The sequence below is a fragment of the Brevundimonas sp. genome, assembly GCF_036676055.1.
Lineage (GTDB): Bacteria > Pseudomonadota > Alphaproteobacteria > Caulobacterales > Caulobacteraceae > Brevundimonas.
The window spans coordinates 16,997-41,109 of record NZ_JAKFDS010000044.1 but is presented as its reverse complement, the minus strand read 5'-3'; the positions used below and the strand labels follow the sequence as shown (position 1 = coordinate 41,109).

The 24,113-nt window shown below is 69.3% G+C and carries 20 protein-coding genes; 12 read left to right on the top strand and 8 right to left on the bottom strand.

From position 1 onward, the window contains the following. Positions 1–50: 50 nt before the first annotated feature. Together V6M45_RS07360 and V6M45_RS07355 are read right to left on the bottom strand one after the other, a co-directional pair. On the bottom strand, positions 51–1,436 hold the full coding sequence (locus tag V6M45_RS07360) for an ABC transporter permease (RefSeq protein WP_332655096.1): 1,386 nt from the start codon (positions 1,434–1,436) through the stop codon (positions 51–53). Continuing rightward, on the bottom strand, positions 1,433–2,389 hold the full coding sequence (locus V6M45_RS07355) for an ABC transporter ATP-binding protein (protein WP_332655093.1): 957 nt from the start codon (positions 2,387–2,389) through the stop codon (positions 1,433–1,435). Before V6M45_RS07355 ends, V6M45_RS07360 begins: the two co-directional genes overlap by 4 nt. A gap of 153 nt (positions 2,390–2,542) precedes the next feature. On the opposite strand from V6M45_RS07355, the gene V6M45_RS07350 reads away from it, so the two are divergent. The 6 genes from V6M45_RS07350 to phoB all read left to right on the top strand — a co-directional run bounded on the left by V6M45_RS07350 (position 2,543) and on the right by phoB (position 9,139). Continuing rightward, positions 2,543–3,985 carry a sensor histidine kinase gene (locus V6M45_RS07350; protein ID WP_332655091.1) on the top strand — a complete coding sequence of 481 codons (1,443 nt, stop codon included), beginning with the start codon at positions 2,543–2,545 and terminating at the stop codon, positions 3,983–3,985. Positions 3,986–4,094: 109 nt separating this feature from the next. Continuing rightward, a complete protein-coding gene (gene pstC, locus V6M45_RS07345; protein WP_332655089.1) occupies positions 4,095–5,525 on the top strand; it encodes a phosphate ABC transporter permease subunit PstC in 1,431 nt (476 codons plus the stop codon). Beyond that, complete coding sequence (gene pstA, locus V6M45_RS07340; RefSeq protein WP_332655087.1) at positions 5,518–6,825, top strand: phosphate ABC transporter permease PstA; 1,308 nt, start codon at positions 5,518–5,520, stop codon at positions 6,823–6,825. The genes pstC and pstA overlap by 8 nt, the downstream gene beginning before the upstream one ends. 4 nt (positions 6,826–6,829) lie before the next feature. Further along, on the top strand, positions 6,830–7,702 hold the full coding sequence (gene pstB, locus V6M45_RS07335; RefSeq protein ID WP_332655085.1) for a phosphate ABC transporter ATP-binding protein PstB: 873 nt from the start codon (positions 6,830–6,832) through the stop codon (positions 7,700–7,702). Between the two features lie 8 nt (positions 7,703–7,710). Continuing rightward, positions 7,711–8,433 carry a phosphate signaling complex protein PhoU gene (gene phoU / locus V6M45_RS07330; protein ID WP_332655084.1) on the top strand — a complete coding sequence of 241 codons (723 nt, stop codon included), beginning with the start codon at positions 7,711–7,713 and terminating at the stop codon, positions 8,431–8,433. A 16-nt stretch (positions 8,434–8,449) separates the two neighbouring features. Beyond that, positions 8,450–9,139, top strand: a complete 690-nt coding sequence (gene phoB / locus V6M45_RS07325) for a phosphate regulon transcriptional regulator PhoB (protein WP_300291520.1) — start codon at positions 8,450–8,452, stop codon at positions 9,137–9,139. A 43-nt stretch (positions 9,140–9,182) separates the two neighbouring features. On the opposite strand, the gene V6M45_RS07320 is transcribed toward phoB, so the two are convergent. The 3 genes from V6M45_RS07320 to V6M45_RS07310 form a co-directional block, all read right to left on the bottom strand. Further along, positions 9,183–9,686 (bottom strand): DUF805 domain-containing protein, encoded by a 504-nt coding sequence (locus V6M45_RS07320; protein ID WP_332655082.1) that lies wholly within the window; start codon positions 9,684–9,686, stop codon positions 9,183–9,185. A 424-nt stretch (positions 9,687–10,110) separates the two neighbouring features. Then, positions 10,111–10,335, bottom strand: a complete 225-nt coding sequence (locus V6M45_RS07315) for a hypothetical protein (protein WP_332655081.1) — start codon at positions 10,333–10,335, stop codon at positions 10,111–10,113. Between the two features lie 110 nt (positions 10,336–10,445). Beyond that, the gene (locus V6M45_RS07310) at positions 10,446–11,366 is read right to left on the bottom strand and encodes an Hsp33 family molecular chaperone (RefSeq protein ID WP_332655079.1); all 921 of its coding nucleotides are present in this window, start codon (positions 11,364–11,366) and stop codon (positions 10,446–10,448) included. 150 nt (positions 11,367–11,516) lie between these two features. Between V6M45_RS07310 and V6M45_RS07305 the strand changes: the two genes are divergently transcribed. The 5 genes from V6M45_RS07305 (at position 11,517) to V6M45_RS07280 (ending at position 20,117) form a co-directional block, all read left to right on the top strand. Continuing rightward, the gene (locus tag V6M45_RS07305; RefSeq protein WP_332655077.1) at positions 11,517–12,923 is read left to right on the top strand and encodes an SDR family oxidoreductase; all 1,407 of its coding nucleotides are present in this window, start codon (positions 11,517–11,519) and stop codon (positions 12,921–12,923) included. A 107-nt stretch (positions 12,924–13,030) separates the two neighbouring features. Next, the gene (gene serA, locus V6M45_RS07295) at positions 13,031–14,938 is read left to right on the top strand and encodes a phosphoglycerate dehydrogenase (protein ID WP_442880555.1); all 1,908 of its coding nucleotides are present in this window, start codon (positions 13,031–13,033) and stop codon (positions 14,936–14,938) included. Between the two features lie 90 nt (positions 14,939–15,028). Continuing rightward, the gene (locus tag V6M45_RS07290; RefSeq protein ID WP_332655075.1) at positions 15,029–16,858 is read left to right on the top strand and encodes an autotransporter domain-containing protein; all 1,830 of its coding nucleotides are present in this window, start codon (positions 15,029–15,031) and stop codon (positions 16,856–16,858) included. Positions 16,859–17,123: 265 nt separating this feature from the next. Next, positions 17,124–17,750 carry a M23 family metallopeptidase gene (locus tag V6M45_RS07285; RefSeq protein WP_332655073.1) on the top strand — a complete coding sequence of 209 codons (627 nt, stop codon included), beginning with the start codon at positions 17,124–17,126 and terminating at the stop codon, positions 17,748–17,750. 66 nt (positions 17,751–17,816) lie between these two features. Next, positions 17,817–20,117: an ATP-binding protein gene (locus tag V6M45_RS07280; RefSeq protein ID WP_332655071.1), complete on the top strand. Its 2,301-nt coding sequence runs from the start codon at positions 17,817–17,819 to the stop codon at positions 20,115–20,117. An 8-nt stretch (positions 20,118–20,125) separates the two neighbouring features. On the opposite strand, the gene V6M45_RS07275 is transcribed toward V6M45_RS07280, so the two are convergent. Beyond that, on the bottom strand, positions 20,126–20,335 hold the full coding sequence (locus V6M45_RS07275) for a hypothetical protein (protein ID WP_332655069.1): 210 nt from the start codon (positions 20,333–20,335) through the stop codon (positions 20,126–20,128). 14 nt (positions 20,336–20,349) lie between these two features. Continuing rightward, a complete protein-coding gene (aceA, locus tag V6M45_RS07270) occupies positions 20,350–21,630 on the bottom strand; it encodes an isocitrate lyase (RefSeq protein WP_332655067.1) in 1,281 nt (426 codons plus the stop codon). A 155-nt stretch (positions 21,631–21,785) separates the two neighbouring features. On the opposite strand from aceA, the gene V6M45_RS07265 reads away from it, so the two are divergent. Beyond that, positions 21,786–23,213: a helix-turn-helix domain-containing protein gene (locus V6M45_RS07265; protein ID WP_332655065.1), complete on the top strand. Its 1,428-nt coding sequence runs from the start codon at positions 21,786–21,788 to the stop codon at positions 23,211–23,213. A 52-nt stretch (positions 23,214–23,265) separates the two neighbouring features. Here V6M45_RS07265 and V6M45_RS07260 read toward each other — a convergent pair whose 3' ends face one another. After that, the gene (locus tag V6M45_RS07260) at positions 23,266–23,997 is read right to left on the bottom strand and encodes a hypothetical protein (protein WP_332655063.1); all 732 of its coding nucleotides are present in this window, start codon (positions 23,995–23,997) and stop codon (positions 23,266–23,268) included. Positions 23,998–24,113 lie beyond the last annotated feature (116 nt).

The following is a 24,113-nucleotide window of genomic DNA, read 5'->3' as shown; positions in this document are numbered from 1 at the left end:
GCTTCGCGGTCCCCCTCCCCATCGCTTCGCGACGGGGAGGAAAGAGACTTCTACCGCCCCCGCCCGATCGCCCCCGCGAAGCTCTTCCAGCTCAGCTTCACGTCCGACAGGGCGCCCGCCCGGAAGGCCCGGCCGGCGATCCAGATCATCAGGGCGGCGAAGGCGAACATCCCGGCCATGGTGCCGACGATCTCGATCATCGGCGGCTCCGACGGGGCGCGGCCGCTCATCAGGAAGGGGGTGAAGAAGGGGATCCACGACATGATCTGGACAACCGGAGCATCCGGCGTCCGGATCGCCATCTGCATGACCAGCAGCGGCACGACCAGGATCATCATGATCGGCCCCATCAGGGTCTGGGCGTCGCGCGGCGTCTCGCAGAAAGCCCCGATGGCCGCGAACAGCACCGCGTACATCAGATAGCCGCCCACGGCGTAGATGGCGAAATAGGCCAGCAGGCCGCTGCTCAGCAGCACTTCGCCGATCATCGGGGCGTACTGCGGCAGACCGGCCATCAGACCGAAGGCGCCGATCCCACCCCAGGCGAGCAGCACGGTCAGGGTCAGCAGCGCCACGCCCAGCACCTTGCCGGTCAGAATCTCGGTCGCCGAGGCCGACGACAGCAGCACTTCCAGGATCTTGTTCGACTTCTCCTCCATCACGCTGTTCAGCAGGATCGAGGCGCCGGTGATGATCAGCGACCACAGCAGGAAGCCGGAAGCGAGGCCGATGATCGTGGGCAGCTGGTCGCGGAACGACACCTCGCCGCCGCTGGCCGATTTCGGCGACAGGGCGACGACCTCCGGGCGGAAGCGGCCGGTCTCCTCGACCACGGCGGCGTCGATCCCGACCGCCTTGAACACCTCGCGGCGGTTGGCGTCCTTGAGGGCGTCGCGGACGAAGTCCTCGACCGTGTCGTCAGTGGCGCGCCGGGTCCAGACCCGCGCGGTCGGCTTCCCGTCGACGCGGTTCAGAAGCACCACGGAATCGAGCTGCTGCTCTTCGGTGACCTCGTCGCCCAGATAATGGCGAACGAGATCCTCGCGCGCCTTGCCGGGGGCCGCGGCGGCCAGATCGGCCGGCGGGGCGACAATGGTCATGCGCAGGCCCGAGAGTTGGCTCAAGGCGCTGCTCGCGGCGGCGGCGCCGGTCTGACCGCCGGCCTTCTCCGCCTTGGCCTGGGCTTCGCGCCCGATCTGCTCGCGCCGCGCCCGTTCCTCGCCCAGCGCGGTCTGGACGGCGGCCGCAAGGCCGGTCGCCTGCGGTCCCTCCTCCAGCACCACGACCTCGCGCATGGGCTCGCTGGATTTCATCAGGATCGGAATGGCGCCGCCGAGGACGGCGAAGATCGGAAACGCCAGCAGCGAGAGCCAGAAGCCGACGGTCTTGGCGTAGGCGGCGAACTCGCGCCGGGCGATCAGCAGGGTGCGGTTCATCGGGCGGCCTCCGCGGCTTTGACGGACTGGTCCTGGTCCGGGTTATCTCCGGTCAGGCCGATGAAGGCGTCGTGCAGGCTGGGCTCGCGCAGTTCGAAGCGGCGCACGTCGAGACCGTTCAGGAAGGCGGCCTTCAGCGCGTCCTGGCCCCGCCCGCCGGCGACGAGGCCGGCCTTGAGCACGCGGACGCCGTCGACGTCGGATATCACCTCGACCCCGCTGACGCCCGGCAGGCCGGCCGCCTGCTCCGGCGCGATGACGCCTTCCAGTTCGAGGAAGCGCGGCGTGGTGGCCCGCGCTTCGGCGACTGTGCCCTCGAAGGCCTTCTTGCCGCGCGCCAGCAGCACGACCTTGTCGCACAGCCGCTCGGCGTGCTGCATCACATGGGTCGAGAACAGCACGGTGGCGCCGTCGGCGGCGAGGCCGCGGATCATCGCCTCCAGCCCCTGCTGGTTGACCGGGTCGAGGCCGGAGAAGGGCTCGTCGAGGATCACGAACTCGGGCCGGTGCACGACCGAGGCGATCAGCTGCACCTTCTGGGACATGCCCTTGGACAGCTCCTTCATCTTCTTGCGCTTGGCGTCGCCCAGCCCCTGGGCGTCCAGCATCTCGCGGGCCCGCTTGCGACCCTCGCCGGTCGGCAGGCCCTTCAGCGCGCCGAAGAAGGCGATGGCGTCGACCGGGGTCATCTTCTTGTAGAGGCCGCGCTCCTCCGGGAGGAAGCCGATGCGGTCGCGAACCTTGCGGCCGTCGTCGGCGCCGAGGATGGTGATCCGGCCCGACGTCGCCGGCTGCAGGCCCAGAATCATGCGGATGGTCGAGGTCTTGCCCGCGCCGTTCGGCCCCAGGAAGCCGCAGATCGAGCCCTTCTCGACCTCGAAGCTGAGATCGCGCACGGCCTGGAAGTCGCCGTATCGCTTACTCACGCCTTCCAGCGTCAATGCCGCCGTCATAGGTCCTCCGCCGAATGCCGGTTCATTTGCGACAGTCGTAGGTCTGTAAAGGGTGTTTGACAACCATTCGCCGGGCCTGCACCCGTGCGCTTGTCATGAATTCCGTGTCATGTTCGCGGGATAAGAGGCGGCGAGCCCGCACCGGAATTTCGAATGCCCTACGATGTCTCGCCCTCGCCCGTCGCGCCGCAGGCCAGCTCCCGCCTGTGGACGACCGGAGCCAGCGCCGGCGTCGCCATTGTCGTGCTGCTTGGACTGGCCCTGCTTCAGCCCGATCGGGCGTGGCCTCTGCTGGCCGGGGCGGCGCTGGTGGCGGTGGCGACCTGGGCGGTCAACCGGGGGGCGGGGGCCGCGGCTGGCTCGATCGGAGGGGCGCCCGCGGCCGCGCCGGACCGGATGGCGGACGATCGCGCCCTGCTGGAAAGCCTGTTCGAGTCGCTGGATGACCCGGTGCTGGTGGTGTCCGGCGGCGAGGCGGACGACATCGCCGACCGCCGGGTGGTGCTGGCCAACGCCGCCGCTCGCGACCTGCTGAGAATCGCCCGCGAGGGAGCGCTGCTGGTCTCGGCCCTGCGCGAGCCGGCCGTGCTTGAGGCGGTGGACGAGGCCCTGTTCGGCGGCGTGGCGCGGACCACTGACTACGCCGGCGTCGGCGCCCAGACGCGGCACTGGCGGGCCCTGACCCGCCCCCTGGCCTCGACGGACGGACGGTCGCTGGCCCTGGTCGTGCTGCGCGACGAGACCGACGTCCGCAGAATGGAGCTGATGCGGGTCGATTTCCTCGCCAACGCCAGCCACGAGCTGAGGACGCCGCTGGCCTCACTGTCGGGCTTCATCGAGACGCTGAAGGGCCACGCCCGCGACGATCCCAAGGCGCGGGACAAATTCCTCGACATCATGGCGACCCAGGCCGAACGGATGGGACGGCTGGTCGCCGACCTGCTGTCGCTGAGCCGGATCGAGCTGAACGAGCACGTCCCCCCCGCCGGCCGGCTCGACCTCGCCCGGGCGGCCTCCGACGTGATCGACGCCGTCAGCGTGCTGTCGGCCGAGCGCGAGGTTCGGGTGGAGCTTCTTGACCCGACCATCAGCGCGCCGATCCACGGCGATCGCGACGAGATCGTGCAGGTGGTCCAGAATCTGGTCGACAACGCCATCAAATATTCGGCGCCGGGGGACACGGTCGAGGTCGTGATCCAGCCTGAGGTCACGCTCGATCAGGCCTCGGCCCCATGGTCGGGCGGCAACCGCGGCGACGGGGCCACCCGGTTGCCGCTGGTGACCCCGGACCGCGAGCCGGGCCTGCGCTACGCCGCGGTCAGCGTCCGCGACCACGGCCCAGGCATGGCGCGCGAGCACCTGCCCCGGCTGACCGAACGATTCTACCGCGTCGAGGGCCAGAAGAGCGGCGAGCGCTCCGGCACCGGGCTGGGCCTCGCCATCGTCAAACACATCGTCAACCGCCACCGCGGCGGGCTGACGGTCGAGAGCGCGCCGGGCAAGGGCGCGAGATTCACCGCCTACTTCCCGGTGGCGGCCCCAAGGGGCGCGACCGGGGCGCGTGACGGGCAGGCGACGGGTCGCCGGCGGCCGTAACAGAACTGTCACGCGGTCGTCGTAATCCGCTGACCATTCACGGGCAGGTTCCGCCGCGAACGACGGGCCCCTCCCCGGCCGTTCCGATTCCTCCCGGTTCCGGACCCGCATGACCTGGCTTTTCCTGCCGATCCTGATCGCCGCCGCCGTCGCCGCCTGGGTCGGCGCGCGCTCTCTGGCGCGGCGCCGTCAGCAGGGCGTGCGCGCGCACTCCCGGCCCGGCCAGTTCGGCGCCTACGCCCTGATCTGGACCCTCGTCCCCGCCCTCGTCGTGCTGATCGGGGCGGCGCCGCTGACGCCGACGATCGAGAGCGGTCTGATCGTCGCCGGAGCGCCCGAGGCGGTGACCGAGCTGGAGCCGCTGCGCCGCAACGCCTTTTTCACCGACGCCCGGGCGGTCGGCGCCGGCCAGCCGGCCGCGCAAATCTGGCCCGCGCCCTATGCCGAGCTGTTGCCGGCCGAGGGCGCCCGCGTGGCCGGCATCGGACGTCTGCTGGATCTGGGCGGCGTGGTGGGGGCCGCGCTGGCGGCGCTGCTCGGCGCCCTGTTCGCCTTCAGCCGCATCCGCCCGGACATGAGGGCCCGCAATCGGGTCGAGGGCTGGATCGTCGGCCTGTTGTTCGCCAGTTCGGCCGTGGCGGTCCTGACCACCGTGGGCATCATCGCCTCCCTGGTGTACGACTCGCTGCGCTTCTTCGCCTCCGTGCCCATCATGGAGTTCCTGTTCGGGACGCAATGGAGTCCCCAGACGGCGATCCGGGCCGACCAGGTGGGCTCCAGCGGCGCCTTCGGCGCCCTGCCGCTGTTCGCCGGCACCTTCCTGATCATGCTCATCGCCATGACGGTGGCCGCGCCGGTCGGCCTGTTCGCCGCCATCTACCTGTCCGAATACGCCGGGCCGGTTTTCCGGGCGACGGTCAAGCCGATGCTGGAGGTGCTCGCGGGCGTGCCGACCGTGGTCTACGGCTTCTTCGCCGCCCTGACGGTGGGCCCGGCGTTCCGTGAGTTCTTCAACGGCCTCGGCGCCCTGCTGGTCGGCGGCCCGCTGGACGGGCTCGGCCAGTATCTGATGCTGGTCCAGAACCAGATGGCCCTGGTCGCGGGGGCGGTCATGGGCATCATGCTGATCCCCTTCGTCAGCTCCCTGTCGGACGACATCATCAACGCCGTGCCCCAGTCGCTGCGCGACGGTTCCTACGCCATGGGCGCGACGAAGTCCGAGACGGTCAAGCGGGTGCTACTGCCCGCCGCCCTGCCGGGCGTGGCGGGCGCCATGCTGCTGGCCATGTCCCGGGCCATCGGCGAGACCATGATCGTGACCATGGCGGCCGGTCTGGCGGCGCGTCTGACCCTGAATCCGCTGGATACGGTGACCACCGTGACGGTCCAGATCGTCACCCTGCTGACCGGCGACCAGGAGTTCGACAGCCCCAAGACCCTGGCGGCGTTCGGCCTCGGCCTGACCCTGTTCCTGGTGACCCTCGTGCTGAACGTCATCGCCCAGCGCATCGTCCAGACCTATCGGCAGCAATATGACTGACGCGGCCATCACCCCGACCGTCCCCGGCGCGAAGGAGGCGGCGCGCGCCGACCGTCTGCGCGCGGGCCTGAAGCGGCGCTATGCCCGCGAACGGCGCTTCAAGCTGTACGGCCTGCTGGCCATCGGCCTGGCGGTGGGCTTCCTCCTGCTGCTGCTCGGCCGGATCTTCGAACAGGGCCACACCGCCTTCTACGCCCACACGGTCACGACCCCCGTCTACATGGACCCCGCGCGCGTCGATCGCGCCTATCCGCAGGGGACGAATTTCGAGCTGCTGGTCGCCGAGCAGCAGCTGGCGCGACTGGGCGTCCAGGACGACGTGTCGGGGACGAAGGCCACGGCCATGCGCGGCCTGTTCTCCTCCGAGCTTAAATTCATCGCCGCCGAGCGTGTTCGCCAGCAGCCGGAACTCATCGGCCAGACGACGCCGATCGCCGCCCCCCTGTCGGACGACGCCGACCTGTATTTCAAGGGCGAGATCTCGCGCGACACCCCGGCCGAGCAGCGCCGACTGTCCGACGAACAGATCGACTGGCTGGACCGGATGAAGGCCGACGGCATGGTCGCCAGCCACTTCAACTCGGCCCTGTTCACCAAGGGCGACTCGACCGAACCGGAATTGGCCGGGGTGCTGGGCGCCGTGATCGGCTCGGCCCTGATGCTGCTGGTGACGGCCCTGATCGCCCTGCCCCTCGGCGTCGGCGCGGCGCTGTACCTCGAGGAGTTCGCGCCCAAGGGACGGATCACCAACCTGATCGAGGTCAACATCAACAACCTCGCCGCCGTGCCGTCGATCATCTACGGCCTGCTGGGTCTGGCCCTGTTCATCAACTGGATGCACCTGCCCCGCGCCAGCCCGCTGGTGGGCGGTCTGGTGCTGGCCCTGATGGCCCTGCCGACCATCATCATCGCCACCCGGTCGTCGCTGAAGGCGGTGCCGCCGTCGATCCGCGAGGCGGCCCTGGCCATGGGCGCGTCGAAGACCCAGACCGTGTTCCATCACACCCTGCCGCTGGCCATGCCGGGCGTGATGACCGGGGCCATCATCTCCATGGCCCACGCCCTCGGCGAGACCGCGCCCCTGCTGCTGATCGGCATGGTCAGCTTCGTGCCGGGCATCCCGCATGGCCTGGCCGAGCCGACCGGCGCCCTGCCCTCCCTGATCTACATCTGGGAGAACGCCTCGGAGCGCGCGTTCCATGAACGCACCGCCGCGGCCATTATCGTCCTCCTCGCCTTCATGATCATCATGAACGCCGCCGCCGTCCTGTTGCGGCGACGCTTCGAACGCCGGTGGTAGTCGTATGAAGTTCAAGATCTTTCACGCCCCGGAAGGCTCGAACGGCGGCTCGGCCGACGCCGACGCCGACGCGCGCGTCATCGCCCCCCCGCCAGTCCTGCACAGCGCCGACCCGAGCGCGCCGATCAAGATCACCGCCCGCGACGTGTCGGTCTTCTACGGCGAGAAACAGGCGCTGCACGAGGTCTCGCTGGAGATCCCGGACAAGACGGTCACGGCCCTGATCGGCCCCTCGGGCTGCGGCAAGTCGACCTTCCTGCGGACCATGAACCGGATGAACGACACCATCCCGGGCGCCCGCGTCGTCGGCCGCATCGAGATGGACGGCGCCGACATCAATGCGAAGTCGGTCGACCCCGTGCTGCTGCGCGCCCGGGTCGGCATGGTGTTCCAGAAGCCGAACCCCTTCCCCAAGACCATCTATGAGAACGTCGCCTACGGCCCCCGCATCCACGGCCTGGCGGGCAGCAAGGACGAGCTGGACGCCGTCGTCGAGGCCTCGCTGAAGCGCGCCGGCCTGTGGGACGAGGTCGCCGACCGGCTGCACTCGCCCGGCACCGGCCTGTCGGGCGGCCAGCAGCAGCGTCTGGTCATCGCCCGCGCCATCGCCGTCGAGCCCGAGGTGATCCTGATGGACGAGCCCTGCTCGGCCCTCGACCCCATCGCCACCGCCCGCATCGAGGAGCTGATCGACGAGCTGCGCGAACGCTACTGCATCGTCATCGTCACCCACTCCATGGCCCAGGCGGCGCGGGTCAGTCAGCGCACGGCCTTCTTCCACATGGGCCGACTGATCGAGACCGGCGACACCGAGGACATCTTCACCAATCCGCGCGAGCGTCGCACGCTCGACTACATCACCGGCCGCTTCGGCTAGGACCCGCCATGACCCAGCACACCGTCAAAGCCTATGGAGACGAACTGGACCAGCTGACGGCGGAGGTCGCCCGCATGGGCGGCCTGGCCGAGGCCCAGGTCGCCGACGCCATCGATTCCGTCGCCCGCCGCGACGTGGCCCTGGGCCGTTCCGTGGTCGAGCGCGACGCCCGGCTGGACGGCCTGCAGCGTGAGATCGAGAAGAAGGCCATTCGCCTGATCGCCCTGCGCCAGCCGGTCGCCTCCGACCTGCGCCGCACCCTGTCGTCGATGAAGCTGGCCACCGACCTGGAGCGCACGGGCGATCTCGCCAAGAACATCGCCAAGCGCGGCCTGATCCTCGCCGAGGGCGAGCCGATGCAGCCGCTGACGCGGTCGATCGAGCGGATGGGCAAGCTGGTCTCCATGCGTCTGCGCGACGTGCTCGACGCCTACGCCGCCGGCGAGGTCGACCGGGCCGTGGCCGTCTGGAGCACGGACGATGAGGTCGACGAGCACTACAACAGCCTGTTCCGCGAGCTGCTGACCTACATGATGGGCGATCCGCGCACGATCGGCGCCTGCACCCACCTGCTGTTCATGGCCAAGAACCTTGAGCGCATCGGCGACCACGCCACCAACATCGCCGAGACCATCTACTACGAGATCACCGGCCTGGAGTTCTCGGGCGAGCGCCCGCGCTGGAATCCCGACACGGCCGAGGACACGCCCGAACCGCCGACATCCGCCTGAGTTCCGGAGAACCGCCGTGCAGCCCTATGTTCTGGTGATGGAAGACGAGGACGCCCTGGCGACCCTCGTTCAGTACAACCTTGAAAAGGAAGGCTACCGCGTCGTCGTCGCCGCCGACGGCGAGGAGGGCATGCTGCAGATCGAGGAGCGTCTCCCCGACCTGGTGCTGCTGGACTGGATGCTGCCCAAGCTGTCGGGCATCGAGGTGTGCCGGCGCATCCGCGGCAAGCCCGAGACCCGCAACCTGCCGGTCATCATGCTGACCGCCCGCGGCGAGGAGACCGACCGCGTGCGCGGCCTCGACACCGGCGCAGACGACTACATGACCAAGCCGTTCTCGATGGTCGAGCTGAACGCCCGCATCCGGGCCGTGCTGCGCCGCATCCGTCCGGGTCTGGCCGACGACCGTCTGACCCATGGCGACATCGTCATCGACCGCGTCGCCCACCGCGTGCGCCGGGCCGGTCAGGAAATCCACCTCGGCCCCACCGAATTCCGCCTGCTGGACCACCTGATGCAGCACCCCGGCCGGGTGTTCAGCCGCGAGCAGCTGCTGGACGCGGTGTGGGGCTCGGATGTCTATGTCGAGGCCCGCACCGTCGACGTCCACGTCGGCCGCCTGCGCAAGGCCCTGAACATCGAAGGTACGGTCAATCCCATCCGCACGGTGCGGTCGGCGGGCTACTCGCTGGACCTCGGCGGCTGAGCAGCGGCGGTCGGGCCGCCGCGCTCATTCCGCCCTGGTGACGCTAGTGCGCGCCCGGGCCCTGAAGGCCCTTCGGATTGGGTCCGAACCGGTTGTCGCCGCGCTGACCCTCGGTGAGCCCGATCCAGAGCAGGAAGCCCAGCCCGATCAGGAACATCACGCCGAACAGGCCGATGGCCGGACCGACCACGGCGAAGATCGCCGCCGGATCCTCGTTCTCGAGCGCGGCCGCATTCATGAAGGCGGTGGCGCCGATCATGGTGAAAGCCACGAATGTGCCGAGGATGCCGACCGCATAGGGGATGGCGGCGAGCCAGCCCGTGTAACCCATGTCGTGCAGCCGCTTCACCGTGATCGCCAGGTTCGGCCAGATCAGCGCAATCGAGAGGATGAAGCCCAGCAGCGGAATCCAGCCGAACACCACCCCGAGACCGAGGCAGACCAGCCAGCCGATCCAGAAATGGGACCGCCGCGTCCGGCCCTCGAACGAAAAGAACAGCTGCTTCCAGTCGAAGCCCTGAACCTGGGTTGACGATTCCATGGTCATCCGATCCTCCCCTGAACAACGTCGGGAGCATGACGGACCGGAGCAGCCTTCGCAACCCGGCGTTATCGCAGGTCGGACCGCCGCGACACGCCCTCGCCGTCGGCCTGCGGACGGCGCCGGGACCCAGGCGTCACTACGCCTTTCGCGTGGCTCCGCAGAGGTCGCAGAACTCCCAGCCCTGCCGCCGTCGATTGGTGCGCCAGCGATGACGCCGGCATTTCAGACGACGAACGAGCTTGGTGAGCCAACGCAACTTACTCTCCGCAACGATAGTTGGCCGCATCGAACGCCTCGATGGCCGGCCCGGGTCGTTCAGAAACCCGTGGAGACCGGGGCGACGCCGTCGGCCCGATCAAGGCGCTCCAAATAGCAAGAGGCCCTCCCCGCGCAAGCGGAGAGGGCCATCACAGACCAGTTTCCTGGATCAGTCGCTCTCGCTGTCGTCGTCCGTCGCGGCGACGACGGTCAGGACGATGAGGCCGCCCATGACCACGAGCACCGGCAGCGGAACGCCGGCGAATTCAGCGGATTGGTCGGCGGTCGCGCCGATGCGGTCACCGACGCGCGAAACGGCGGAATCATTGGCGGCGGCCGCTTGGCCGGCGATCAGCAGCAAGCCCGCGGTCACCGCGGCGATCGTCTTCTTCATGGGAATCCCCTCGACATTGGCGCAAATTGGCCTTTCGTGGAGGTTGCACATTCACACGCGGAAGTCACCCCGCGAGCGGCGCCGCTCCACACGCCCCGTGTAAAGCGTGTTCATCCGGCCACGATCTCTTCCGGCTCCAGCTCGTAGACCGTCGCGCAGTATTCGCAGGTCACCCGGATCTTGCCGTCGTCCTCGACCATCTCGGCCCGCTCCTCGGCGGAGAAGGAGGACAGCACCGTGCCGATGCGGTCCTTCGAGCAACGGCACACCGCCTGAAGCGCCCGGGCGTCCTCCAGCCGCACGCCGTCCTCATGGAACAGCCGGAACAGCAGGGTTTCGGGCGAAACGGTGGGATCGATCAACTCGTCGTCGCCCAGCGTCTGGAACAGGGCGCGCGATCGGTCCCACGCTTCCTCGGTCGAGCCGCGGGCCGCGTCGCCGGCGATCAGCTGGATCAGGGCCCCGCCCGCGCGCCACGCCGTGCCCGCATCGGTGGTCACCGCGCCGACCGCCAGCCGCACCTTGGTCGGGATCTGCTCGGACTGCTGGAAATAGTGTTCGGCCGCCAGCGACAGGCTTTCGCCCTCGATCGGGGTGATGCCCTGGGTGCGTTCGAAATCGGCGCCGCGGTCGAGCGTCATCACGAACAGGCCTTCGCCCAGCAGGGTTCGGGCGCCGGGACGGGCGAATCCCTGCGACACCGCCGCGACCTCGGCCTCGTCGAAACGGCAGTAGCCGCGCAGGTGGCCCCGGGTGTCATAGTCGGCGACCACGTAACGGACCGGGCCGTCGCCCTGGGCCTGGACGATCAGCCGCCCCTCGAACTTCAGGCTCGAGCCGATCAGGGCGGCGAGCGCGCAGGCCTCGCCGAGCAGGGCCGCAACGGGTTCGGGATAGGCGTGCGCCGACAGGATGGCGTCGATGGTGTCGCCCAGCCGGACCAGCCGGCCGCGCACCGGCCAGCCTTCAATCTGGAAGGCGGCGGCGAGATTGTCGGCCAACGGGGCGGAAGCGGGCGCGTGATCGGTCACGGCGGTCCTCAAAAGGGGTGGTTGTGCGGAAGCGTCGCAAGATAGGCGCCCGTATCGCGATTGGTAAGGGCGGCGTGCTAGACGAGGAACCGGCGGGGTCGCGGTCCCGTTTCTCAAGGCCCCTGTCGACCCCATCCAGCCGGCGATTTCATGACCAAAGCGACGCTCAAGCCCCTGAAACAGCAGGCCATCGTGATCACCGGCGCCACCTCGGGCGTCGGCCTGGCGACAGCGCGGAGGGCGGCGCGGGCGGGCGCCTGCGTCTTCCTGATCGCCCGCGGCGAGGGCGACCTTAAGGCCCTTACGGAGGAGCTGCAGGCTACGGGGGCGCGCGCCGCCTGGGCGGTGGCCGACGTGGCCGACCACGACGCCCTGGCCGAGGCGGCCGAGAAGTGCCGGCGGCTGTTCGGCGGCTTCGACACCTGGATCAACAACGCCGGCGTTTCGATCTACGGCCCTATCCGCGAGACCACGCTGGAGGACCAGCGACGGCTGTTCGAGACCAACTACTGGGGCGTGGTCAACGGATCGCTTGTCGCGGCCGAGCATCTGCGCGAACGCCCGGGCGGCGGGGCCATCATCAACGTCGGCTCCATCCATTCGGACGCGCCGATCCCGATCCAGGGCGTCTATTCGGCCTCCAAGCACGCGGTGAAAGGCTTCACCAACGCCCTGCGCATGGAACTGCTGCGCGAACAGGCGCCGATCACCGTCAGCCTGGTCAAGCCCGGCGCGATCGACACCCCTTACAACAAACACGCCCGCAACCTGACCGGACAGGCGGTGCAGAACCCCCAGCCGGTCTATGCGACCCACGTGGTGGCCGACACCATCCTGTACTGCGCTGAGCATCCGATCCGCGAGATCACCGTCGGCGGCGGCGGCCGGCTGATCGCCAGTTTCTATTCGGTGCTGCCCGGCGTGGCGGAACCTCTTTTCGCCCGGTTCGCTCCTTCCCTGATGCGGGACAGGCGTTCCGCCTGGCAGCCGGACGAGGACGGGCTCTACGACCCGACCGAGGACGGTCTCGACGAAGAGGTCTACTATCCCATGGTCCGACAGTTCTCCGCCCTCGCCGAAGTCCGGAAACACCCCGGCATCGCCGCCGGCGTGGTCGCCATCCTGGCCGGGGTCGGCCTGGCCACCCTGCTGCTGAACCAGCGCACCGGCCCGACGCGGCTGGAAAGCCTGCGCGGCCGGATCAATCCGCGCGGCTGGGTGGACGCCGACGGCCTGCGCACCCGGTTCGAGGACCTGACCGAGACGGTCCGCCGCGGCATGAGCGAGGCCGGCGAGCGGGCCGCGGATTTCGGCGAGGACGCCCGCCACCGCTCGCGGCGGTTCCTGGACGACACCCGGCATAGCTCGCGCAAGGTGCTGAAGAAGCAGGGCAAGCGCGCCCGCCACTACGCCTCCGAGGCCGGGACCTACGCCCGCGACCACGCGAAGGAGGGCGGCGCGATCCTCGCCCTCGTCACCATCGCGGCGGCGGTTGGCGCCGCGGCGCTCGACGCCCGGCGGCCGGACAGCAAGCTGCGAAGCCTCGGCCGTTTCTGACGCCCGCGCCGTTCCAAGGTGACGGCCAGACAGTCCCGCCGCGGGTCGTCGGCTCGGCTGACCGCGCCTTGTCTCCGGCGACCGTTTCCGTTGCTGCAGCTGCGAAGGTGCGCGATGGTCCCGGCATGACCGGTGCGGCGACCTTTGTTTTCGACTTCGACTCGACCCTCGTCGACTTCGAGACGCTCGAGCTGCTGGCCGACATCGCGCTCGAGGGTTCGCCCGAGGCCGCCGCCGTGCGGGCGAAGATCGCGCGGCTGACCGACCGGGCCATGACCGGCGACCTCCCGTTCGGCGAGGCCCTGAGCCGCCGCCTCGCGCTGCTGCCGCTCACACGAGCCCACATCGATCGCCTCGCTGCCGACGCGGAGCCCCGCCTGACAGCCTCGGTGCGCCGCAACCTGGCCTTCTTCCGTGAGCAGGCGGGCCGCATCATCATCGTCTCGGGCGGCTTTCGAGAAATCATCGCCCCGGTCGCGCGCATCCTCGGCGTGGCGCCGGACCGCATCGTCGCCAACGACCTGAGCTATGACGCCGACGGTCGCGTCAGCGGCGTGGCCGAAAGCCCCCTGCTCGACCCCTTCGGCAAGGCCGGTGCACTGAAGGCCCTCCACCTTCCGGGCCCCGTCGTCATGGTCGGCGACGGCTGGACCGACGCCGAGGTCAAACAGGCGGGCGTGGCCGACCGCTTCTACGCCTTCACCGAGATCGTGCGCCGCGAACGGGTGGTCGCCGCCGCCGACGACGAGGTGCGCTCGATCGACGAACTGCTGCATCTGGAGGGCCTCGCTGGCCGCTGGTCGTATCCCCGCAGCCGGATGCGGATGCTGTTGCTCGAAACCATCCACCCGGCGGCCGTCGAACGGCTGCAGGCGGCGGGTTATCAGGTCGAGACGGTGACGGGCGCCCTGGGCGAGGACGCCCTGATCGAGAGCATCAAGGGGGTGCATGTCCTCGGCGTCCGCTCCAAGACCCAGGTCAGCGCCCGGGTTCTGGACGCCGCCGACAAGCTGATGGCCGTCGCCGCCTTCTGCATCGGGACCAACCAGATCGACCTCGACGCCGCCGCGGAACGCGGCGTGGCCGTGTTCAACGCCCCCTACTCCAACACCCGCTCGGTGGTGGAGCTGGCGGTCGGCCTGACCATCGCCCTGCTGCGCGACGTCACCGACAAGTCCGCCGCCATGCATCGCGGCGAGTGGAACAAGTCGGCGACCGGCTCGCGGGAGCTGCGCGGCAAGACCCTCGGCATCGTCGGCTATGGCGCCATCGGCTCGCAGCTGTCGGTGCTGGCCGAGGCCCTGGGCATGCGCGTGCTTTTCTACGACCTGACCGAACGGCTGGCCCTGGGTAACGCCCGCCGCATGCCGTCGCTGGATGCTCTGCTGGCCGAAAGCGACGTGGTCAGCCTGCACGTTGACGGGCGGCGCGAGAACACCGCCCTGCTCGGCGCGGCCGAGCTGTCGCGGATGAAGCCCGGCGCCCTGCTGCTGAACCTGTCCCGCGGCCATGTGCTGGATATCGGCGCCCTGGCCCAGGCGCTGGGCGCGGGCCGGATCGGCGGGGCCGCGCTCGACGTTTTCCCCGAAGAGCCGGCGACCAACGCCGACCCCTTCGACAGCCCTCTCCGCGGCCTGAAGAACGTTGTGCTGACCCCGCACATCGGCGGCTCGACCGAGGAGGCCCAGGAGGCCATCGCCGAGTTCGCCGCCGAGCGGCTGCTGGCCTATTTGAACCGGGGCGACACCACCTTCTGCGTCAACCTGCCGAACGTGCAGCTGGCCGAGGTGAACGGGGCCCACCGCATCCTGCACATCCACCGCAACCAGCCGGGCGTGCTGGCCGAGCTGAACCGCGCCCTGGCGGCGGCGGGGCTGAACATCCTCGGCCAGCATCTGAAGACCGACGAGCGCACCGGCTATGTCATCACCGATGTCGATCGTGATTACGACCCCGCCTCCCTCGCGGCGCTGCGGAGTGTGGCCGGAACGCTGCGCTTCCGGACCCTGCAGTGAAAGCTTCCCCGGCGGCATCTTGCGCACCCTGAAAACGGGCGCAGAGTGTCGCGCAACGGTCGCATGATGACGGCCGAGGGAGGATCACAGATGTCTCGTTTCCTGCGCAACGCGGCCGCCGCCGCGCTGGTCGTCGCCGCCTTGGGCGCATGCGCCACCACCGCCAGCGCCCAGAGCTACACCCGTCTGGTCGTGTTCGGCGACAGTCTGAGCGACAACGGCAACCTGTACGCCGTGACGGGCGGGACCCAGCCGCTGTCGCCGCCCTACTATCAGGGACGATTCTCCAACGGGCCGGTGTTCACGGAACTGCTGGGCTTCAACGCGGGCCGTTACACCGCCGGCGCGCCGGTGACCGGCAGCGTCAACTACGCCTTCGGCGGCGCCCGCACCGACAGCGCCGCCAGCCCGCCCGGCATGCGCAACCAGTTGCTGGCCTACACCGGGGGCGGGGGCACGTTCGGAGCCAACGACCTGGTCAGCATCCTCGGCGGCGCCAACAACATCTTCCAGGCCTTCCCCGGCGCCGCCGCGAGCCCGGCCACCGCCCAGGCGACCATGCAGGGCGTGGCGACCGCCGCGGCCGGCGATATCAACTTCCTCGTCAACAGCGTGGCCGCGGCGGGCGCCGGAACCGTCCTGGTCACCAACCTGCCGCGCCTCGGGATCACGCCGGGCTTCTCGGCTGGGAGTATCGGAGCCTCCGGCTCGGCGCTTGCGGACTTCTCGGGCACGACCTTCAATTCGGCCCTGCTGTCCGGACTGTTTGGAGTCGCCGCCGCGAACCCGAACAGCAACATCATCCTGATGGACCTGTACAAGATCAGCGATCCGCTGGCCGGCAATCCAGGCGCCTTCGGCCTGACCAATGCGAGCACTGCATGCTTCAACGGCGTGACTGTCTGCGCCGACCCCGACAGCTACCTCTACTGGGACAGCGTCCATCCGACCGCGGCCGGGCACCGTCTGATCGCGCAACTGGCCAACGACTACCTCTACTATGGCGATCTGGGAGCCCAATCGACGGTCCAGGCCGAGACCGGCTTCCGCCAGCGCGAGGACCTGCTGGATCTCGCCAGCGAGGGCCTGTCGGCGCGTGGAGGCTGGGAGCCCGGCACCCATCTGACGTTCGGGGCGCTCTACGACAGCGTCGAGACGGACGCCCGCGGGGTCGTCGCCGCGGCGGACGCGACCGGCTGGGGCGGACGGGTGGGGCTCGACCACGTCATGTCGGACACCCTGCGCTTCGGCCTGGCCGGGACCTTCCGCACCGCCGACGTCGAAGCGGGACCGATGGCCTTCGACGTCGAAACCTACGCTTTCGACATCTACGCCGGCTGGCGTTCGGGCGCGATGTTCGTCAACGCCACGGTCGGCGGCTCGATCGACCAGTATGACGACATCACCCGCGCCACCTCGCTCGCCCCGATCGTCCACACCGGCGACACCGACGGCGGCAGCCTCGGCGCCCGCCTGCAGGCGGGGACCTGGCTCGACATGGGGGGCATCGCCCTCTCGCCGCGCGTCGCCGTCAACTTCGTCTCGACGGACGTCAACGGCTATGTCGAACAGGGCGCGGCGGCGCAGTACCAGTATGAGGACCGCACCGTGCAGGCGGCCAGCGGCGAGATCGCGCTGCGGGCCGAGGGCGGCGGCGAGGGCCTGAACTTCTGGGTCGAGGGCGGCTATCGCGACAGCTTCGGCGACAGCAGCGACGCGGTCCGGGTCGGCATCGCCGGCAATCCGGCCCAGGTGCTGGAGCGGGACATCGGGGATCCGTTCGGAGGCTCGCTGCTGGCCTCGGCCGGGGTTGAGGCCGACGTGGGGCCGGGCACGATGTCGATCGGCTACCGCGGCCGCTTCGGCGACGCCGCGGACGCCCATGTCGGCGCGATCACCTTCCGCCTTCCGCTGCCCTGAACCACGGCGATATCCGGATCCGGCGCGTCGCCTTCGGGCGGCGCGCCTTTTTCGTGCGCGGCGATTTTGTTGATTTCGCTTGAGTATTTACGGCTCCGCTGCGACCTCCTGTCACCCCGTCGGAACCTTTTCGGCCCCAAAGTCGCCCCGTGCGCCCCCTACGAAGTCCGTCCTCCCGGTCGCCGACCGAGAGCGTCGCCTGTTTCGCGGCCCGTCGGCGCCTTCACCGCTCAGTAGAGCCGAAAAGACGGAGCTGACGCCGCCCATGATGCGACGCCTGTTGCCGACCGCCCGGTCGTTTCTCATCCATTCCGGCCAAGCCGCCGCGCTGGCTTCGGTCGCCGTGCTGGCCATGGCCGCCGCCCCTGTTTCCGAACCCGCAGCCAACACGGTCGAGATCGAACTGCCCGCTCCGGAAGCCCCGCCCGTAACCGCCGTCGCCCAACCGGCCGGGCCAATGACCCGCCTGATCGCCTTTGCGGCCCCGCTCAAGGGTTACGCGGTCAACTCCGCCTTCGGCCTGCGGCGCCTCGCCGGCGAAGCCGCCGCCCGCCAGCACAAGGGCGTCGACATCGCCGCCCCGCGCGGCACCAGCGTGTTCGTCGCCTCCGAAGGCGAGGTGGCGCGCACGGGTTATGACGCCGCCGGCTACGGCCGCTTCATCGAGGTCCGCCATCCCAATGGCATGAGCACCCTGTACGCCCACCTGAGCCGCATCGACGTGGCCCGCGGCGATCGCCTCGGGTCTGGCGAGCGAATCGGCCTCGTTGGCTCAACCGGCCGTTCGACCGGACCGCACCTGCATTTCGAGGTGCGCCGCGACCACGCCCAGATCAATCCGACCGCGGTTCTCGGTCAGGAGTTCGAGGTCAAGGTCGAGGCCTCCGTCTAAGGCTTTGCCATACGCCACGGTTTCTTCACCCCTTTGCCGGATGATCTTCGGCCAAGAGGGGGGACCGTGGACCGGATCCTGTACTGCCTGACGATCGAGCATGACTGGCGCTGGACGCTCGCAGCCGGGATCCTGTGCGCCTTCGGCGTGGTCACCGCCTTCCGACTGCTCGTCACGGCTCGCTCCCTTCAGCGCGAGCGCCGCAGCGAAGTCGCCTTTCTAGGCGCCGTAGTCGGCGGCGTATCGGTCTTCTCGACCCACTTCCTGGCCATGCAGGGCTATGACGCCGGCGGCGAGGTTCGTTACGGCCTCGTTCTGACGCTCCTGTCCCTGGTGCTCGGGGTCGGCGGCGTGGCCCTCGGCTCGGCCATTGTGATGAGAGGCGCCGACCGCTTCCGTCGCGGGCTCGGCGGCGTGGTCGGCGTGTCCGGCGTCACCGCCATGCATTTCGTCGGCATCGCCGCGCTGGAGCTACCGGGGCGCATCATCGGCTGGGATCCCGCCCTCGCCGGAGCGGCCGTCGTCGCCGGGGTGGTCTTGGCCTTGCTGACGAGCGCTGTCGTCTATGGCGGCGGCGCGGCCCGCTTCGCAGCCACCTGCATCCTGGGTGCCCTATCGGTCATCGTGGTCCATTTCACGGCGATGAGCGCCATGACGATCACGCCGGTCGCGGCCCTGTCCGGCGCTCCGGCCGCGTTCGGTCCGACCTTCTCCGGCTCGGCCATGCTGGCGGTGCTGGGGGTCATGGTCACGGGGCTGGTGGCCATCGCCGGAGTCGTGGCCTGGATGGGCTATTTCTCGCGCTCCAGCGCCCTGAACCAGATCCGGGAAGCCATCGACGCCATGCCGGACGGCCTGGCTTTCTTCGACGCTGAGGACCGCCTGGTCCTGTGGAACAATCGCTACGACGAGGTGAACCCGGAGCTGTCCTCCAACCTCCAGATCGGGATGACTTTCCGCGAGATCATCCAGATCGGTCTCAACGAGGGCCTGTATGCCGAGGCCAAGGGCCGGGAAGACACCTGGATCGCCGAACGCATGGCGTCGCGCAGCGCCCTGTCGGCCATGATGGAACAGCGCATCGCCGGCGATCGCTGGCTGCGCGTGGCCGACCGCCGCACCGCGGCCGGGGGCATCGTCACCGTCTGCACCGACATCACCGATCTGAAGAACGACGCCCGGGCCCTGGCCGAGGCCCGCGACGCCGCCCAGGCGGCCAACGCCGCCAAGAGCCAGTTCCTGGCCAATATGAGCCATGAAATCCGCACGCCCCTGAACGGCGTCATCGGCGTGGCCCAGGCCCTGGCCGGCACCGATCTGTCGATCAAGCAGGCGGAGATGCTTGACCTGATCCAGTCGTCGGGCCGCACCCTGCAGGTTCTGTTGAGCGACATTCTCGATCTGGCCCGGGTGGAATCCGGCCGGCTGGAGCTGTCCGAAGAGGCTTTCGACCTCGGACGGGCGGTCCGCGAGGCGGCCCAGCTCTACGAGGCGTCCGCGCGCGAGAAGGGCCTCCAGTTCTTCGTCGAGATCGCCCCCGAAGCCGACGGCTGGATCGCCGGCGACCTGGTCCGCCTCAAGCAGATCCTGACCAATCTGGTCTCCAATGCGGTGAAGTTCACCAGCGAAGGCTTCGTCAGCCTGACCGCGGCCGCTGGCCCCGACCGGGACGGGGTCCCGACCCTGCGCTTTTCGGTCGAGGATACCGGCATCGGCTTCGACGCCCGGACGCGCGAGCGCCTGTTCAGCCGCTTCGAACAGGCCGACGGCGCCATCACCCGCAAATTCGGCGGCTCGGGGCTCGGCCTCGCCATCTCGCGCCAACTGGCTGAGATGATGGGAGGCGATCTCGACTGCGAAAGCGAGCCCGGCGGCGGCTCGGCCTTCATCCTGACGGTGCCGCATCGCGCGGCTGAAGCGCCGGGCGCGGTCGCTCCCGACCTCGTGGAGACCGAGGCCCACCATCGAGGGACGGTCCGCGTCCTGATGGCCGACGATCACCCCGTAAACCGCCGGGTGGTCGAGATGATCCTCGCCCAGGCCGACGTCGCCCTGACCTCCGTCGAGGACGGCGCCCAGGCCGTGCAGGCCATCCGCGACGGGGACTACGACCTGATCCTGATGGATATGCAGATGCCGGTCATGGACGGGCTCACGGCCACGCGGGAGATTCGCCTGCATGAAGCGGCCATGGGCCTGGAACGCACGCCGCTGGTCATGCTGACCGCCAACGCCCTGCCTGAGCATATCGCCGCCGCGGAGGCTGCGGGGGCCGATTTGCACCTGCCCAAGCCCTTCGACGCCGCCGACCTGCTGAACCTCGTGGTGTCCCTGCCCCGGTCGATGGACAAATCCCTGGCGGCCTGACGAGATCCCTATTCGTAGCCGTGCGCGGCCTCGTTGATCACCTGCGAAGGCATCGACGAGAAGTCGACGGCGACCGGTCGCGCCGCGCGGGCCTGAAAGGTCTTGATGACGTGCTCGAGCCGTCGACGCACTTCCCGCTCGGCCTCGGACGTGGTGTCGAGGTTCAGGGGCGCAAGGCAGAAGTCGATGATCGCCTGCGGTCGGGACATGGGTTCCATGACTGGTCTCCTGCTTATTCGGCCGCCACGAACTGGGCGGTTTCGGTGGATTCCTTCATCGCCGTGGTCGACGACTGGCCGTTAGAGATGACGGTGGCGACCTGATCGAAATAGCCGGTGCCGACCTCGCGCTGGTGGCGGGTCGCCGTATAGCCGGCGGCCTCGTTGGCGAACTCGCGCTGCTGCAGCTCCGAATAGGCCGCCATGCCCCGGTCGCGGTAGCCGTCGGCCAGCTCGAACATCGAGTTGTTGAGGGCGTGAAAGCCCGCCAGCGTCACGAACTGGAATTTGTAGCCCATGGCCCCCAGCTCGCGCTGGAATCTGGCGATGGTGGCGTCGTCCAGCCTGGCCTTCCAGTTGAACGATGGCGAGCAGTTGTAGGCCATCAGCTTGCCGGGATGCGCCTTGTGCACGGCCTCGGCGAAGCGGCGGGCGTCGTCCAGATCGGGGTGTGAAGTCTCCCACCACAGCACGTCGGCGTATTTCGCATACGACAGACCGCGGGCGATGCAGTGATCCAGACCCGTGCCCTCCTTCAGCCGGAAGAAGCCCTCGGGCGTGCGGTTGTCGCGGTCGATGAAGGGCCGGTCGCGCTCGTCGACGTCCGAGGTGATCAGCTGGGCGCTCTCGGCGTCGGTTCGGGCCACGGTCAGGGTCGGCGTGCCCATGACGTCGGCGGCGAGACGCGCGGCGATCAGGTTGCGCTCATGCGCCTGGGTCGGGATCAGCACCTTGCCGCCAAGGTGGCCGCACTTCTTTTCCGAGGCCAGCTGGTCCTCGAAGTGAACGCCCGCCGCGCCCGCCTCGATGAAGGCCTTCATGATCTCGAAGCTGTTCAGCGGTCCGCCGAAGCCGGCCTCGGCGTCGGCGACGATGGGGGCGAACCAGTCGCGCTTGGCGCCGCCCTCGGCATGCTCGATCTGGTCGGCGCGCTGCAGGGTGCGGTTGATGCGGCGGCACAGCTCGGGCGCGGCGTTGGCCGGATACAGCGACTGATCCGGGTACATGGCCCCGGCGGTGTTGGCGTCGGCGGCGACCTGCCAGCCTGACAGATAGATGGCCTTCAGCCCCGCCCGGACCATCTGCATGGCCTGATTGCCTGTGACGGCGCCCAGAGCATTGATGAAGGGCTCGTCGTGCAGCAGCTGCCACAGGCGGTTGGCGCCGCGCTCGGCCAGGGTGTGGGTGATCGGCAGGGAGCCGCGCAGGCGCAGGACGTCCTCCGGCGTATAGGGGCGCTCGATGCCGTCGAACCGGCCTTTGGGCGAGGGGACGAGGTCGGCGAAGGTGGTCATGGTCGGGTCTCTGCGCGATCGCGGCCGGCTGGCGGCGGGTGATGCAGAGGGAAACACGGGAAAGTCACGAACGACACAGCCTCAGCCCTACATCCTGTGTCGTTTGGTCACATTATGACACTTGCTGTTAAGTCATTTCATGACATTCTGCGGCCATGGACGCGACCGCCGACCGCAAGCTGTTCCTCGGAGGCCGCCTCAAGCGGCTGCGGCGCGATCTCGCCCTGACGCAGACGGCCATGGCCGCCGATCTCGGCGTGTCCCCCAGCTATCTCAACCACATAGAGCGGAACCAGCGGCCGGTGTCGGCGCAGCTGCTGCTGCGTCTGGCCGACACCTATGACGTCGACCTGCGTACCTTCGGCCAATCCGGCGGCCCCGCGACCGAGGCGGAACTGGCCGAGGCCTTCGCTGACCCGCTGTTCCAGGGCCTGCCGGTGCCGCGACACGAGATCGTCCAGCTGGCCGAGGACCAACCGGCCGTCGCCGACGCCCTGCTGCGCCTCTACCGCACCTTTGCCGACCGCCGCGCCCGCGACCGGGCCGAGGCCGACGTCACCGGCGGCGCGGGCGAGGCCAGCCCCGCCGACTGGGTCCGGGAATACGTCCAGGGTCGCCGCAATCACTTTCCCGAACTGGACGCCCTCGGCGAAACCCTCGCCGCCGCCCTCGAGGCGGAAGCGCCGGGCGAGTCGTTCGAGACCCGCGCCCGCGCCCGGCTGCTGGCCCGCCACGGCCTCCCGGTGCGCACCCTGCCGGCCGAGGTCATGGTTGAATGGACCCGCCGCTACGACCCGCACCGCAAGCGGCTGCTGCTGTCCGAGACCCTCGGCCCGTCGTCCCGCGCCTTCGCCGTCGCCTTCCAGCTGGCCCTGTCCGAGCACGATGACGAACTGACCGCCCTCGCCGACGCGGCCTCGGCCCCCGACGAACCGACCCGACGGCTGCTCAAGGTCTCCCTGACCAACACCCTCGCAGCGTCGATCCTGATGCCCTACGGCGCCTTCCAGCAGACGGCCGAGACAACGGGCTACGATCTCGCCCGGCTTCAAGCCCGCTTCGGCGTGTCATTTGAACAGGCCGCGCATCGCCTGACCACCCTCTCACGGCCGACGGCGCGGGGCGTGCCCTTCTTCCTGATGCGGGTCGACCAGGCCGGCAACATCTCCAAACGCTTCGCCTCGGGGTCCTTTCCCTTTTCGCGCTTCGGCGGCGCCTGTCCGCGTTGGCGGCTGCACAGCGCCTTCCGCACGCCCGGCCGCGTCGTCACCCAGGTCATCGAGACGCCCGACGGCCAACGCTGGTTCACCCTCGCCCGCACCGTCGATCGTCAGGGCCACGACGCCTTCACCGAGGGCCACGACCTCGCCATCGGCCTCGGCTGTGAGCTGAAACACGCCCACCGGCTGGTCTACGCCCGCGGCCTCGACCTGACCGCGCCCGAGGTCACCCCCATCGGCCCCGCCTGCCGACTGTGCCACCGCCATCCCTGCGCCGAGCGGGCGGCTCCGCCGGTGGACCGTCCGCTGGTCGTCGACGACTGGGCGAAGTCGGTCAGTCCCTATCCGTTCGCGGGGGGATGAGTCCGGGTTGCAGGCTGTGGCGCCGCCCCACCTTGGCCCCAAGGCGCGCGCTTCAGAGCGACCTGAGTTTCTGCTCGTCGTCCCAGGTCAACCCGCGTCCCTCCGTGATCGAATAGAGGGCAGTCTGCACGACGTCAGAGCCCTCCAGGTCCACAGGACGGTCGCCGATGCGAGCCAGCAGGTCGCGGATCGCCGGATCGTCGCTCACGGGACCAAGCGCGTAGCGGATTCCGGCTTCCGAAGGTTGGCCGCTTTCGTTCAGGCAGTAGAGGTTGAGCTGCACCGGGAAGCCAGCCTTCGACAGCGGCGCATCCTCCCGTTCGACGTCCGCCCCGTCACGATCAATCGGAATCCCGCCCGGACCGCAGGGGGTCGGAGGCGCCTCCACGACGACGGTCTCGACCAACAGTCCATTCTGGTACGGCCCCGCCGCCTTTGCGACCACCACCAGTCCCCGAGGCAGCGTAACGATGACCGGTCGGGAGGTCGTGTTGCACAGGGACAGGCAGACCGTGACGTTGAAGCCGGAACCGTACGAGTCAGACCCGCAGTCCACCCCGTCATCAACTCCGCGAATCGGCGCCGCCAGCGAGACCCCCGCAGGGAGCTGAAGCGGCGTCCCGGTGGGCAGGCCAGGGTCATCGCCCAGCCCGGGTCGCACCACATTGGGCTGGGCGCGGTAGCGTGCCATGTCGGCGGCGGTCATGTTCTGGGCCGAAGCCGGGGCCCCGGCGGCGACCGCCATGACAAGCCCGGCGCACAGGGCGAGAATGCGGATGATCATGGGGTCTCCACAGCAGGATCAGGCAGCAGCGATTCTTCGATCCGGCGCTGTAGTCGAAGGAGAGCGACGTTTCAGAAGGATGCTGCGAAGCAGGCCCACGCTGCGACCAGGGCCGC

Coding starts and splice junctions, on each gene's coding strand:
- V6M45_RS07360 (WP_332655096.1), bottom strand. CDS start 1,436: ATGAACCGCACCCTGCTGATCGCCCGGCGCGAGTTCGCCGCCTACGCC.
- V6M45_RS07355 (WP_332655093.1), bottom strand. CDS start 2,389: ATGACGGCGGCATTGACGCTGGAAGGCGTGAGTAAGCGATACGGCGAC.
- V6M45_RS07350 (WP_332655091.1), top strand. CDS start 2,543: ATGCCCTACGATGTCTCGCCCTCGCCCGTCGCGCCGCAGGCCAGCTCC.
- pstC (WP_332655089.1), top strand. CDS start 4,095: ATGACCTGGCTTTTCCTGCCGATCCTGATCGCCGCCGCCGTCGCCGCC.
- pstA (WP_332655087.1), top strand. CDS start 5,518: ATGACTGACGCGGCCATCACCCCGACCGTCCCCGGCGCGAAGGAGGCG.
- pstB (WP_332655085.1), top strand. CDS start 6,830: ATGAAGTTCAAGATCTTTCACGCCCCGGAAGGCTCGAACGGCGGCTCG.
- phoU (WP_332655084.1), top strand. CDS start 7,711: ATGACCCAGCACACCGTCAAAGCCTATGGAGACGAACTGGACCAGCTG.
- V6M45_RS07320 (WP_332655082.1), bottom strand. CDS start 9,686: ATGACCATGGAATCGTCAACCCAGGTTCAGGGCTTCGACTGGAAGCAG.
- V6M45_RS07315 (WP_332655081.1), bottom strand. CDS start 10,335: ATGAAGAAGACGATCGCCGCGGTGACCGCGGGCTTGCTGCTGATCGCC.
- V6M45_RS07305 (WP_332655077.1), top strand. CDS start 11,517: ATGACCAAAGCGACGCTCAAGCCCCTGAAACAGCAGGCCATCGTGATC.
- V6M45_RS07290 (WP_332655075.1), top strand. CDS start 15,029: ATGTCTCGTTTCCTGCGCAACGCGGCCGCCGCCGCGCTGGTCGTCGCC.
- V6M45_RS07285 (WP_332655073.1), top strand. CDS start 17,124: ATGATGCGACGCCTGTTGCCGACCGCCCGGTCGTTTCTCATCCATTCC.
- V6M45_RS07275 (WP_332655069.1), bottom strand. CDS start 20,335: ATGGAACCCATGTCCCGACCGCAGGCGATCATCGACTTCTGCCTTGCG.
- aceA (WP_332655067.1), bottom strand. CDS start 21,630: ATGACCACCTTCGCCGACCTCGTCCCCTCGCCCAAAGGCCGGTTCGAC.
- V6M45_RS07265 (WP_332655065.1), top strand. CDS start 21,786: ATGGACGCGACCGCCGACCGCAAGCTGTTCCTCGGAGGCCGCCTCAAG.
- V6M45_RS07260 (WP_332655063.1), bottom strand. CDS start 23,997: ATGATCATCCGCATTCTCGCCCTGTGCGCCGGGCTTGTCATGGCGGTC.